We start from the raw sequence: 13,280 nt of genomic DNA, 5'->3' as shown, positions 1-13,280 counted from the left end.
CCCCCGAACGCGTCGAGTCGACCTCGCTGGACCTCGAAGACGCGTTCCTCGAACTCGTCGGGGGTGAGCGATGAGCACGCCGACCGAGACGGACGGTCGGGAGCGGACCGAACCGAGGAGCACCGACGTCGACCGGGAGCGGGGGGAACGGGCGGGACTGCTCACGCTGGTGCGCGTCGTCGGGTACAAGAAGCTCCTCCTGTTGCGACGCTACCCGCTCAACACCGTCTCGCAACTGGTGGGCGTCTACCTCTTCTTCGCGGTGCTGTTCTTCGGCGGGCAGGCGCTCGCGCCGACGGCGCTCAGCGACTCGCTGTCGGGCATCATCGTCGGGTACATGCTCTGGAGCATGGCCATCGGCGCGTACGCCGGGCTGTCGTGGGCGCTGATGCGCGAGGCGCAGTGGGGGACGCTCGAACAGCTGTACATGTCGCCGTACGGCTTCGGGACGGTCATCGTCGTCAAGACGGTGGTGAGCGTCCTCGAGGCGTTCCTGTTCGGCGTCGTCATCCTCGCGTCGATGCTCCTGACGACGGGGACGACGCTCTCGCTCGACCCGGTGACGGTCGTTCCGCTCGTCGTGCTGACGCTCGCACCCGCCGTCGGCATCGGCTTCGTCTTCGGTGGACTGGCGCTGGTCTACAAGCGCATCGAGAGCATCTTCCAGCTAGTGCAGTTCGTGCTCATCGGCCTCATCGCCGCGCCCGTCTCGGCGGCCCCGGCCCTGCGCTACCTGCCGATGACGCAGGGGAGTGCGCTCCTCCAGCGGGCGATGGGCGAGGGCGTCAGGCTCTGGGAGTTCCCAGCCGCCGACCTCGCGGTCCTCGTGGGGACTGGCGTCGGCTACCTGCTGGTCGGCTACCTCGTCTTCTCGAAGATGAGTCGCGTCGCCCGAGCACGGGGCGTGCTGGGCCACTACTGACCGACGCTCACCGACCCGCGGTAGCCCTGCCCGACCGGCCCAGCGGCCGGGACGGTACCCGGTTCGGAAAACGCGAACCTTCTTGCTCGGCCCCGCCGAACGCGGCGTATGTTCGACGATGACGACCTTCGCACCATCCGCGAGGGGCGCGAGGAGTGGGCTGAGGAGACGCTCGACCCGGTGCTCGACGCCTACGGCGAACGGAAGGACCGCTTCGCCACCGTCTCGAACCACGAGGTCGACCGCCTCTACACCCCGAACGACGTAGCCGACGTCGACTACGACGAGGACCTCGGGTTCCCCGGCGAGGAGCCGTACACCCGTGGCCCCTACCCGACGATGTACCGCGGGCGGACGTGGACGATGCGGCAGTTCGCCGGCTTCGGCACCGCCGAAGAGACCAACGAACGGTTCCACTACCTCATCGACGAGGGACAGACGGGACTGTCGACGGCGTTCGACATGCCCTCGCTGATGGGACTGGACTCCGACGACCCGATGAGTCTCGGCGAGGTCGGCAAGGAGGGCGTCGCCGTGGACACGCTCGCGGACATGGAGGTGCTGTTCGACGGCATCGACATCGGCGAGGTGTCCACCTCGTTCACCATCAACCCGAGCGCCGCCGTCATCTACGCGATGTATGTCGCGCTCGCCGACCAGCAGGACGTGCCACGCGAGCGGATTCGGGGCACGCTCCAGAACGACATGCTCAAGGAGTTCATCGCGCAGAAGGAGTGGGTCATCCCGCCCGAACCCTCCGTCGACGTCGTCACCGACACCGTCGAGTTCGCCGTCGAGCAGACGCCGAAGTTCTACCCGGTGTCCATCTCGGGGTACCACATCCGCGAGGCCGGGTCGACGGCCGCACAGGAACTCGCCTTCACGCTCGCCGACGGCTTCGGCTACGCCGAGGCCGCACTGGAGCGTGGACTGGACATCGACGACGTCGCGCCGCTGTTCTCCTTTTTCTTCAACTCGCACAACTCCGTGTTGGAGGAGGTGGCGAAGTTCCGCGCCGCCCGGCGCATCTACTCGCGGGTGATGGACGAACGCTTCGACGCGGAGAAACCCGAGTCCAAGCGCCTGAAGTTCCACACCCAGACGGCCGGGCAGTCGCTGACCGCCCAGCAACCGCTGAACAACGTCATCCGCGTGACGTTGCAGGCCGCCGCCGCCGTCATGGGCGGCACCCAGAGCCTCCACACGAACAGCTACGACGAGGCGCTCGCACTGCCCAGCGAGGAGGCCGTCCGCATCGCCCTGCGGACCCAGCAGATCATCGCCGAGGAGTCGGGGCTCGCCGACACCGTCGACCCGCTCGGCGGGAGCTACGCCGTCGAGAAACTCACCGACGAGATGGAGGCCGAGGCGATGGCGTACATCACCGAGATCGACGAGATGGGCGACGGCTCCATCCTCCAGGGCATCTTCACGGGCATCCAGGAGGGCTACTTCCACCGCGAGATTCAGGACTCCGCCTTCGAGTACCAGCGTCGGGTCGACGAGGGGAAAGAGACCGTCGTGGGTGTCAACAAGTACGTCAGCGACGAGGAAGACGACACCGAACTGCTCCACGTCTCCGACGAGGTGCGTGACCGTCAACTCGAACGGCTCGAACGCGTCAAGGCAGAACGGGACGACGACGAAGTCGAAGCGACCCTCGACGCCCTCTCGGAGGCCATCACGGCCGGCGAGAACACGATGCCGTACGTCGTCGACGCGGTGAAGGCGTACGCGACGATGGGCGAAATCATGGACGTGTTCGAGGCCGAACACGGCAGCTACACCGAGACGGTCGGACTGGCCTGAGTCGTCGAACGGCAGCGCGCAGTTCTCGCCGCCACCCGAACACTGTTCTGCCCCGTCCGTACTCGGGTTAACGCTATTACGTCGGGGGAAAACATGAGGCATGGTGACAGCAGTTTATGAGTGATTCGGGAGAAGAGGACGTCGAACTGGAGGCCCGACTACGCGAACAGGAGTACTTCCGACCACCGGCGAAGTTCGTCGGTCAGGCGAACGTCTCTGACCCGGCCATCTACGACCGCTTCGAGGAGTTCCCCGACGGCTTCGAGGAGTACGCGAACCTGCTCGACTGGGACGAGACGTGGGACCAGGTGCTCGACGCCTCGAACCCGCCGTTCTACGAGTGGTTCACGGGCGGCGAACTGAACGCCTCGTACAACTGTGTCGACCGCCACCTCGACGAGCGAAAGAACCAGACCGCCCTGCTCTGGGAGGGCGAGGACGGCGAGCAGCGCAACATCTCGTATCGGGACCTCTACCGGGAGGTCAACGAGATGGCCGCCGCCCTGCGCTCTATCGGTGTCGAGGAGGACGACGTGGTGACGCTCCACCTGCCGATGGTCCCCGCGTTGCCCGTCACGATGCTGGCGTGTGCCCGTCTCGGCGCACCCCACTCGGTGGTGTTCGCGGGGTTCTCCGCGACCGCACTCGCCGAACGGGTCGACAGCGCCGACTCGGACTACGTCGTCACCATCGACGGCTACTACCGGCGCGGCGAACTGCTCGACCACGTCCAGAAGGCCGACGCCGCGATGGCGGAAGCCGACCGCGACCCCGAGGTGCTCGTGTGGACGCGTCACGACGAGGTCGACGACTCGGTCGACGTGAGCGACGACTACACGATGGTCGCCGACCTGCTCGACGACCACCGTCGAGAACGCGTCGACCCGGTGTCGCGTGACGCCGAGGACCCGTTGTTCCTGATGTACACCTCGGGGACTACGGGCGAACCGAAGGGCTGTCAGCATCGTACCGGCGGCTACCTCTCGTACGCCGCGGGCACCTCGAAGTACGTGCTCGACATCGAACCCGAAGACACCTACTGGTGTGCCGCGGACATCGGCTGGATTACGGGCCACAGCTACATCGTCTACGGACCGCTCGCGCTCGGGACGACCAGCGTGATGTACGAGGGCGCACCGGACCATCCCCACAAGAGTCGCACCTGGGAGATCGCGGAGAAGTACGACGTGGACATCTTCCACACCTCGCCGACCGCGGTCCGGCAGTTCATGAAGTGGGGCGCGGAGTACGTCGAGGGCTACGACTTCGACTTCCGGCACATGACGACGGTGGGCGAACCCATCCAGCCCGAAGCGTGGCTCTGGTACTACAAACACATCGGGGGCGAGGACGCCGTCATCGTCGACACGTGGTGGCAGACCGAGACCGGCGGGCACCTCATCACGAACCTGCCGGCGCTCGAAGACATGAAGCCGGGGAGTGCGGGACTCCCCGCGCCGGGTATCGAACCGGCGTTGCTCGACGACGACGGCGAGGAACTCGAACCGGCGTCGGGTCGAGCGGGCAACCTCATCATCAAGAAGCCGTGGCCGGGGATGCTCCAGACCGTCTACGGGAACGACGAGCGGTTCATCTCCGAGTACTGGGAGGACTTCTCGGACACCGACAGCGACGACTGGACCGACTGGAACTACAAGGCCGGCGACGGTGCCGTCCACGAACGTGACGGCTACTTCCGTATCCTCGGCCGGCTCGACGACGTGATGAACGTCGCCGGACACCGCCTCGGGACGATGGAGCTCGAATCGGCGGTCTCCGAGGTCCAGGACGTCGCCGAGGCGGCCGTCGTCTCGCGCGACCACACCGAGAAGGGCGAGGTGCCCGACGTCTACGTCATCCTGCGTGAGGGTGTCGAGGAGTCCGACGAGGTGCGCCAGCGCATCGTCGGCGCGGTCGAAGACGAGATCGGGAAGTTCGCGCGGCCAGCGAACGTCGTCTTCGTCGACGACCTGCCCAAGACCCGCTCCGGGAAGATAATGCGCCGTCTGCTGGAGAACATCTCGAACGACAAGGACCTCGGCGACACGACGACGCTCCGTGACCCCTCGGTGCCCGAACGCATCCGAGACCAGGTGAAGGCGGACTGAAACCGGCACGGAGTTTTCTTCCTTTCTCGGGAGTCGGCCGCTCAACGAGCGAGACGTTCGGGTGTCTCACTCCCCCGAGAAGCCCGTTCCGTGGGTCCCGCCGAGACCCGAACCGATACCATTCGGGCAGCAGGTCAGTAATGAATCTGCCGGTATGTGTTAAAATTGCCCGACGTTAGCGGGAACTTGCTTACCGTTTAACGGCCGAAAACATCATAACAGTTAATGTTGTTCGCAACAGCTATCTCATAGCATGGCAAGCGGTAACAACGGCCCTACGCGTCGAGACGTGCTGAGAGGCGCGGGGGCGGCAGGAACGGCAGGTCTCGTTGGGTTGGCTGGCTGTACGACCGAGGACACCGCCGGCGGCGGCGGCGGTGGTGGCGGTGGTAACGGGTCCGGCAACGGGTCGGGGGGGTGGCGGTGGTGACTACCCCTCGCTCGGGAACTTCCCCATCGAGGGTGACGCGGCGGTGTTCGGGTTCAACGTTCCGACGACGGGCCCGTACTCCTCGGAAGGGGAGGACGAACTCCGCGCGTACGAACTCGCCGCGAAGCATCTCAACGAGGGCGGTGGCTGGGTCGACTCCCAGTTCGACGACCTCTCGGGGGACGGGGTGCTCGACTATCAGATCGACTACGTCGAAGGCGACACCGCGACCGACCCCTCGCAGGCGACGAACTCGGCGAACCAGATGGTCGACCGGGACGGCGTCATCATGTTCTCCGGTGGCTCGTCGAGTGCGACGGCCATCGCCCAGCAGCAGGTCGCACAGGACAGCAAGGTGCTGTACATGTGCTGTCTCACCCACTCGAACGAGACGACCGGCGTCGAGTGTCGACGCTACGGCTTCCGCGAGATGTTCAACGCCTACACCACCGGGCAGGCGCTCGCACCCGTGGTCGCCGAGGAGTACGGCGAGGACAACAGCTTCTACCAGCTGTACGCCGACTACTCGTGGGGACAGACCCAACAGGAGTCGATGAACCAGTTCCTCACCGAAATCGCGGGGTGGGAGCAGGTCGACAGCGTCCCGACGCCGCTCGGTACGGACGACTACTCCTCGTTCCTCTCGGAGGCGGCCAACTCCGGGGCGGACGTCCTCATCTTGAACCACTACGGTCTCGACGGGGCGACGTCGCTCCAGCAGGCCGTCGACGCCGGGTTGAAAGACAGCATGACGCTGCTCGTCCCGCTGTACAACCGACCGATGGCCGAGGCGGCGGGCGACGCTATCTCCGGCGTGTTCGGGACCGCCGCGTGGGACTCACAGATCGACAACGAGGCGTCGAACCAGTTCACGGAGGTGTTCCAGGAGGAGTACGACCGGATTCCGTCCGGGCCGGCGCAACTCGCGTACGCACAGACGCTCCAGTACGCGGCGGCCGTCGAGCGGGCGGGGACGTTCTACCCGCCGGAGGTCATCCGCCAACTGGAGGACTACGAGTACGACAACATCGGGATGGGTGCGGAGACGATGCGCGCCTGTGACCACCAGGCCATCCGTGACGTGCCGGTCGTTCGCGGACTGCCGGGCGAGGAACAGGAGCAGGGGTCGTACTTCGAGATCGTCAACGTGACCAGCAGAGACGACCTCTGGTACGGCTGTGACGAAGGGCCGGCCGCGGAGTGCGAACTCGGGCCGTACGGCGACGAGTGACGCGGCGCTCGACACACGGTATTTCCACAATGCATTACGACAACTTACACTCGCAAGACACCGGAACGCGGAGGACCGATCTGTGATACCCGACGCCGTCGCTCTCCAGACGACCGGCGCGATCGCCCGACTCCTCATCAACGGCCTCCAGGCGGGCGCTATCTACATCCTGCTCGCCGTCGGCCTCTCCATCATCCTCGGGACACTGAAGTTCGTCAACTTCGCTCACGGGGCGCTCTACATCATCGGTGCGTACCTCGGCCTCATCATCGCACAGGACCCCAGTTTCGGCGGCAAGCTAGCCGAGTGGGGGTTCGGTGACATCGGCCTCGGGTTCGGCTACCTCGCGGCCCTCGTCGTCGTCCCGCTGGTCGTCTTCGTCATCGGCGTCCTGATGGAACGGTTCGTCGCACGGCCGTTCTACGACCGGCCGGACACCGACCAGATACTGCTGACCTACGGCATCGCACTCATCCTCACCGAACTGTTCCGCGTCCTGTTCGGCGGGGCGAGTCGGTCCATCGACCAACCGCCGTGGGCACGAGGGTCCGCGACCGGAGTGCCGGTGCTCGGTGACGCGCTGACGGCGCTCGGTATCAACGCCGTCTCGACGTGGCGTATCGTCATCATCCTGCTCACGGCCGTCCTCGTCGGCATCGTCTTCGTGCTCATCGAGTACACCGACTTCGGGTTGACCGTCCGGGCGGGAACCGTCGACGCCGAGATGGTCGAACTGCTCGGCGTGAAACTGTCGCGGCCGTACCTCGTCGTCTTCGGTATCGGCGCGGCGCTGGCGGGTGTCGCCGGCCTCGTCGGCGGCCCCCTGGTGAACTTCAACCCCGACTACGGGGCGACCATCCTCGTCCCGGCGTTCCTGACCGTCGTCGTCGGCGGTGTCGGGTCGATACGCGGGGCGGTCATCGCCGGCCTCTCGTTCGGGTTGATACAGGCCGGCCTGGTCCAGTTCGGGTTCTCCGAGTGGGCGCAGGTCGGCATCTACGCCGTCGCGGCCGTCGTCCTGCTCGTTCGGCCACAGGGCCTGCTCGGCCAGGAGGTGGCCGCATGAGCGACGAGACCCGTCGCGCCGACGACACGGGAACCGTCGACGAAACCGGCACTGGACTGGCCGGCGGTGACCTGCTGACGCGCTGGCGGTCGGTCAAGGAACGCGAGTCGTTCGTCATCCTCGGGACCGTCGTCGCCGTCCTGCTGTTCCCGTACCTGTTCGCCCGCGCCCCGGTCGTCAGCGAGATTCTCCAGGGCTACCAGTCGCTGGCGGAACTGATGCTCATCTGGGGCATCTTCGTCATCGGTTTCGACCTGCTCCACGGGTACACCGGCCTGCTCTCGTTCGGCCACGCCGCGTTCTGGGGCGGTGGCGCGTACGCCGCCGGGGTGTTCGCCATCCACGTCTCGGGGTCGCCCATCGCCATGATTCTGGTCGGCACGACGTTCGCCGTCCTGCTGGCGTGGGTGCTCGGCTTCCTCTCGCTGCGCCGTGGGGGCATCTACTTCGCCATCCTCACGCTGGCGTTCGCACAGATGCTGTTCTACGTCGCGCTCCAGCCGCTGTCGAACCTCACGGGCGGGGACAACGGTCTCGGCATCGGCGGGTCGACCATCGAACCGCTGCTCGGGTTCATCCCGCTCGACGCGGGCGTCCCGGTCATCACGATGTTCGTCGACACCTGGATGTACATGCTCATCGGCATCGCCATGGTCGTCACCGTCGCGTTCGCCTACCGCGTGCTCAACTCGCCGTACGGGATGGTGTTCCGCGCCATCCGCGAGAACGAACAGCGCGCGGAGTTCGTCGGTCTCAACGTCTGGCGGTACAAGCTGATGTCGTTCGTCCTCTCGGGCGCTATCGCGGGGCTGGCAGGGTCGCTGTTCGCCATCCAGCAGGCGCGCGTGCCCGTCGAGTCGCTGTTCTGGACGACCAGCGGCGAGGTCGTCATCATGAGCGTCATCGGCGGCGTCGGGTCGCTGTTCGGCGGTCCAATCGGCGCGGCGCTCTACCTCTACATCTCCAACATCGTCCAGGGGATGAGCGAGGTGGTGCTGTTCACCCAGATCGACAAACTGTTCCCCGGCGCACAGGCCGTGGTCCTGCCGGAGTGGGCGAGTCCCGCCCCCTACTGGCATCTCATCCTCGGCCTCCTGTTCGTCCTCGTCGTCGTGTTCATCCCACGGGGCGGCATCTGGGGCGGTCTCCAGTCCATCGGCAGTCGCATCGGGTCGCGGTTCGGAGGTGACCGCTGATGGCGAGCACCGACGCGACCGAGTCCGAAGAGCGGACTACGGACGCGAGCGACACCGACCGAAGCGAGGCCACCGCTCCTCCCGAGGAGTACGACGGCCCGCTCCTCCAGACCGACGGTCTGGTCAAACGGTTCGGCGGGCTGACGGCGACCGACGACGTGAACCTCGACATCGAACAGGGCGAACGTGTCAGTCTCATCGGCCCGAACGGTGCGGGGAAGTCGACCATCATCAACCTCATCACGCGCCGACTGGACCCCACCGAGGGCGACATCCGGTTCAAGGGCCAGTCCATCCTCGGGTTGAACCCCCACGAGGTCGTCCAGCGCGGGATGAGCAAGTCGTTCCAGCAGGCCTCCATCTTCCCGACACTGACGGTCCGGCAGAACGCCCGTGTCGCCGCACTCGCGGCCGAACACGGCTCGTTCCGGTTCAACTTCTTCCGACACCGCGACCGGTTCTCGGAGGTCGAGGGCGTCGCCCGCGAGACGCTCGAAGCGGTCGGCCTCTGGGACCAGCGAGAGAGCCCCGCCGAGGACCTCCCGTACGGCGACAAACGCCGCCTGGAGATCGGCATCGCCCTCGCCGCCGACCCCGACATGCTGCTCATGGACGAACCGACCGCCGGGATGTCCCCGGAGGAGACGCACGCGACCGTCGACCTCATCGAGGAGGTCAAAGAGGAGCGTGGGCTGACCTTCCTCCTCGTCGAACACGACATGGAGATCGTCTTCCGCGTCTCCGACCGTATCGTCGTGCTCAACCGAGGGAGCGTCATCGCGGAGGGGCCACCGGAGGAGATACGCGAGAACCCGGACGTGCAGGACGCGTATCTCGGAGGTGTCGAACTGTGAGCCAGAGCGACGAGACGGCCACCGAGGTCGACCGGGAGACGACGGACACGAGCGACCGCTCGACGGTCGGTCAGAGCATCCTCGAAGTCGACGCCATCGACGCCTACTACGGGGAGAGCCACATCCTGCGTGACCTCTCGTTGCACGTCGAGGAGGGAGAGATCTGCGCCCTCCTCGGTCGGAACGGGGCGGGGAAGACGACGACGCTCCGTTCTATCGCCAGCACGGCCGAACCGGAGGTCCGTGCCGGGCAGATTCGGTTCTACGGCCACGAGATCACGCACATGGCGACCGAGGACGTCGCGGTCCGGGGCATCTCGCTGGTGCCCGAGGAGCGACGTATCTTCCCCGACCTCACCGTCGAGGAGAACATCCACGTCGCGGAGGTCGTCAGGAACCGCTCGAACGTCCTCGGTCGGAACATCTCGTTCGACCGCGAGCAGATGCCCGACGAGGACCTCTACGAGGTGTTCCCTCGTCTCGAAGAGCGCCTCTCTCAGAAGGGCGGGACGCTCTCGGGTGGCGAACAGCAGATGCTCGCCATCGCCCGCGCGCTGAAGCAGAACCCGGACCTGCTGATGCTCGACGAACCGTACGAGGGCCTCGCGCCACAGATCATCCAGTCGGTCGAGGCCGCCATCGAGCGCATCCGAGAGGACGGGACGACCGTGTTACTGGTCGAACAGAACGCCGTCGCCGCGATGAACGTCGCCGACCGCTGTTACGTCGTCGACCAGGGCTCCGTCGTCTTCGAGGGGACCGCCGAGGAACTCCGCAACGACGAAGAGACTCGCCAGCGGTATCTCGGCGTATGAGCGGCGACGACTCCCCGACGACCGCCGACACGGACGCGGGACCGACCGACGCCGAACGCCTACTCGACACCCTCGTCGACGAGGGGGTGGTGCGCGAACGAGCGGACGGGACGCTCGTCTGTAGTGAGGGCTACGACGCCACTCACGACGTCTACCACGACACCTACGGCGACGCCTCCGAGGAACTGTTCGAACGGACCGTCGCGGAGGTGTTCGACCTTCCACCCGAGGCGGCCGCCGAGCGCATCGAACAGGAGGGCGTCACTCGCACACACCTCGTCACCTACCTCGCCGTCAAGTCCGAACTCGACGGCTCGTACACCCGTGGGGAACTGGCCCGGATGGCGACGATGGTCGAGGACCTCTCGCCGGACTCGCCGGTTCCCGACGGGGTCGAACGGCTGGACGACGAGAGCTACGAGGCGTTCCTCGCCGAGCACGACCGAGCGGTCGTCACGGTGTGGAAACACCACTGCGAACCGTGTCGTGCCGTCAAGAGTGACCTCGACGCGGTCCTGGACGCGATTCCCGACGGCGTCGCCGTCGGCGGTGTCGACGGCGTCGCGTGTCCGGCGTTCCGGCGGCGAGCGGACGTGAACGTCGCCCCCGCACTGGTGGTGTTCGCCGACGGCGACGGCGTCGAGACGCTCACCGGCCGGTTCGTCCCCGAACAGGTCACCGCCGCCTGCGACCGAGCGTTCGACTGAGTGGGTCGTCGGCCCGCCGGGGGTCCCGTGCTCGCCCGCTGCAGCGGTCGGCCTCACCGACCGACGGCGTTGTCGTCGTAGCGATTCGAGACGAAGATTATCGCACCGAGGAGGACGCCAAAGAGCACCGCGAGCGTGATAGAGCCGTACAGTGCCATCCCGAGCGCGTTCGAGGGGAGGTCGATGACCCCGAACAGCTGTGGGTTCAGTTCCTCGGGGTTCGGCCGAAACCACGCGATGAGCGCACCCATCAACCCGGCGATGGAGACGACGGCCACGTAGAGCGTCAGGACGAACCAGCGACCACGAAGCTGTCTGGTGGGACTGCTCACGGGCGACGTACGGACGGCCACACGATTACGCTTTTGACTCGTCCTCCCCAACCCCACGCATGGAGGAGAAGGAACTACTGTTGCTCGTCCTCGCCGCCGTCGCGGCACTGATGTTCGTGACGGGTATCGTCCTCGTTCTCAACACCATCGCCTGAGGCGGGCCGTGGCTTGATGGGCCGGCCGCCCGCCCGACCGGTCGTGACGACCGACGTCGTGACGACGGTCCACGACGTCGACGACGAACTGGCTGCCCTCGCAAAGACCGTCGCCGCGGACGTGAGCGACCTGCTCGACGTTCCGACGGAGTGCGTCGCTTCGCGTTTCGAATCCGACGCCGAGACCCACGAGAAGACCGCCGTCGTCCGTCTCGACGTCGGACTGGCCGACGAACTACGCGGTCTGGTACGACGGAGTGAGGCTCGGGGACAGCGGACAGGTCGAACTCCACCTCACCGTCGACGCCGACCGCACCTGAGTCGGCGTATTCGCCCACCTCCTCACCGCCGCCCTACCGCCGAGCGGCGACACCGCCGACGAGCGCGGCCGCTGGTGGGTCGGAAACGACGAGAAGCGGTTCGCAGAGCGGAGTCGAACGGGCTACTGGTCGGACTCGGTGTCCGGGCTGTCGTCGGCCGACACCTCGTCGACCGTCTCGACGCCACCGTCGGTCGCGACTTCCTCGTCGTCCTCCCCACCGTCCGTCACGGCGGTCTGGAGGCGGCGGTGGTGCCACTCGAACTCACGACCGTAGAGCGACGTCTCGCGGAGGTCCCACGGGTCGCCGTCCACGACGGGGCCCTCGTACCACGACTGGACGAAGTTGACGAGCCAGATGATCTGGCCGAACGCGAGGATGAACGCGCCGACCGTCGCGGCCTGGTGGAGGACGGTCACCGTCTCCAGCGGCGCGATGTTGCCGTTGAAGACGTACGTCGCGTAGCGGCGGGGCATCTCGTTGTAGCCCAGCAGCAACATGGCGAAGAACGTCAGATTCGTGCCGATCATCGTCGTCCAGAAGTGCCACTTGGCGAGACTGCGCTGGTACATCCGCCCGGTGAAGATGGGGTACCAGTAGTAGAGGCCGGCGAACACGGCGAACGCGATGGCCCCCATGACGATGTAGTGGAAGTGACCCACGACGTAGTAGGTGTCGTGGAGCACGAGGTCGATGGGGATGGCGGCGAGGAAGACGCCGGTCACGCCACCGATGATGAAGTTACTGATGAACCCGATGCAGAACAGCATCGGCGCGGTGAGGCGCAGTCTGCCGTTCCACATCGTCGTGATCCAGTTGAACGTCTTGACGGCGGATGGTATCGCGATCGCCATCGAGACGGCCATGAACGACGCGCGGATACGCGGGTCGATACCCGTCGAGAACATGTGGTGGGCCCAGACGCCGAAGCTCAGCACGCCGATGGCGAGCGTCGAGTAGACGACGAACTTGAAGCCGAACAGCTTCCGCCCCGAGAACCGCGGGAGGATGTAACTGACCAGCCCCATCGGCGGTAACACGAGGATGTACACCTCGGGGTGGCCGAAGAACCAGAACAGGTGTTGCCAGAGGATGGGCGACCCTCCCTCGACGGTGAAGAACGTCGTCCCGAAGTTCCGGTCGAGCAGGAGCATGATGAGTGCGCTCCCGAGCAGCGGGAACGCGAACAGGATGAATGGCCGACTGGGTGAGCATCGTCCACGACGAAGATGATCGAGATTGGCCCAAGTCGATGCCGTCGCCCACGCTCCGGTGAAGAATGGTGACGATGAAGTTGATGGGCCCCGAGCGTTCGTGGCGATGCCCCGAGTAGAT

The 13,280-nt window shown here is 66.1% G+C and carries 9 protein-coding genes and 2 pseudogenes; 9 read left to right on the top strand and 2 right to left on the bottom strand.

Annotated elements, in window-relative coordinates:
- Positions 1-70 precede the first annotated feature (70 nt).
- The 9 genes and pseudogenes from GQS65_RS20265 (at position 71) to GQS65_RS20225 (ending at position 11,138) form a co-directional block, all read left to right on the top strand.
- The gene (locus GQS65_RS20265; RefSeq protein ID WP_233265221.1) at positions 71-922 is read left to right on the top strand and encodes an ABC transporter permease; all 852 of its coding nucleotides are present in this window, start codon (positions 71-73) and stop codon (positions 920-922) included.
- 108 nt (positions 923-1,030) lie between these two features.
- Entirely contained in the window at positions 1,031-2,731 is a 1,701-nt protein-coding gene (locus GQS65_RS20260) for an acyl-CoA mutase large subunit family protein (protein WP_158206437.1), read from the top strand.
- Between the two features lie 116 nt (positions 2,732-2,847).
- On the top strand, positions 2,848-4,839 hold the full coding sequence (gene acs / locus GQS65_RS20255; protein WP_158206436.1) for an acetate--CoA ligase: 1,992 nt from the start codon (positions 2,848-2,850) through the stop codon (positions 4,837-4,839).
- A gap of 253 nt (positions 4,840-5,092) precedes the next feature.
- Positions 5,093-6,500 (top strand): annotated as a pseudogene (locus GQS65_RS20250) (substrate-binding protein).
- 85 nt (positions 6,501-6,585) lie between these two features.
- On the top strand, positions 6,586-7,566 hold the full coding sequence (locus tag GQS65_RS20245; RefSeq protein ID WP_368280386.1) for an ABC transporter permease subunit: 981 nt from the start codon (positions 6,586-6,588) through the stop codon (positions 7,564-7,566).
- On the top strand, positions 7,563-8,762 hold the full coding sequence (locus GQS65_RS20240; protein ID WP_158206435.1) for a branched-chain amino acid ABC transporter permease: 1,200 nt from the start codon (positions 7,563-7,565) through the stop codon (positions 8,760-8,762). The genes GQS65_RS20245 and GQS65_RS20240 overlap by 4 nt, the downstream gene beginning before the upstream one ends.
- Entirely contained in the window at positions 8,762-9,616 is an 855-nt protein-coding gene (locus tag GQS65_RS20235; protein ID WP_158206434.1) for an ABC transporter ATP-binding protein, read from the top strand. The genes GQS65_RS20240 and GQS65_RS20235 overlap by 1 nt, the downstream gene beginning before the upstream one ends.
- A gap of 77 nt (positions 9,617-9,693) precedes the next feature.
- Positions 9,694-10,431: an ATP-binding cassette domain-containing protein gene (locus GQS65_RS20230; protein ID WP_368280385.1), complete on the top strand. Its 738-nt coding sequence runs from the start codon at positions 9,694-9,696 to the stop codon at positions 10,429-10,431.
- Complete coding sequence (locus GQS65_RS20225) at positions 10,428-11,138, top strand: thioredoxin domain-containing protein (RefSeq protein WP_158206433.1); 711 nt, start codon at positions 10,428-10,430, stop codon at positions 11,136-11,138. The genes GQS65_RS20230 and GQS65_RS20225 overlap by 4 nt, the downstream gene beginning before the upstream one ends.
- A gap of 53 nt (positions 11,139-11,191) precedes the next feature.
- Here GQS65_RS20225 and GQS65_RS20220 read toward each other — a convergent pair whose 3' ends face one another.
- Both GQS65_RS20220 and GQS65_RS20215 read right to left on the bottom strand, forming a co-directional pair.
- On the bottom strand, positions 11,192-11,470 hold the full coding sequence (locus GQS65_RS20220; RefSeq protein WP_368280383.1) for a DUF7520 family protein: 279 nt from the start codon (positions 11,468-11,470) through the stop codon (positions 11,192-11,194).
- 597 nt (positions 11,471-12,067) lie between these two features.
- Positions 12,068-13,280, bottom strand: a pseudogene (locus GQS65_RS20215) (cbb3-type cytochrome c oxidase subunit I); the annotation flags it as partial.

The sequence above is a fragment of the Halomarina oriensis genome (genome assembly GCF_009791395.1).
Lineage (GTDB): Archaea > Halobacteriota > Halobacteria > Halobacteriales > Haloarculaceae > Halomarina > Halomarina oriensis.
Note: the sequence above shows the minus strand (reverse complement) of the source record. Positions and strands in the feature narration are given on the sequence as shown.

Bases quoted from the DNA above. Each gene is read 5' to 3' on its own strand.
- acs (WP_158206436.1), top strand. From the start codon at position 2,848: ATGAGTGATTCGGGAGAAGAGGACGTCGAACTGGAGGCCCGACTACGC.
- GQS65_RS20240 (WP_158206435.1), top strand. From the start codon at position 7,563: ATGAGCGACGAGACCCGTCGCGCCGACGACACGGGAACCGTCGACGAA.
- GQS65_RS20260 (WP_158206437.1), top strand. From the start codon at position 1,031: ATGTTCGACGATGACGACCTTCGCACCATCCGCGAGGGGCGCGAGGAG.
- GQS65_RS20235 (WP_158206434.1), top strand. From the start codon at position 8,762: ATGGCGAGCACCGACGCGACCGAGTCCGAAGAGCGGACTACGGACGCG.
- GQS65_RS20225 (WP_158206433.1), top strand. From the start codon at position 10,428: ATGAGCGGCGACGACTCCCCGACGACCGCCGACACGGACGCGGGACCG.
- GQS65_RS20265 (WP_233265221.1), top strand. From the start codon at position 71: ATGAGCACGCCGACCGAGACGGACGGTCGGGAGCGGACCGAACCGAGG.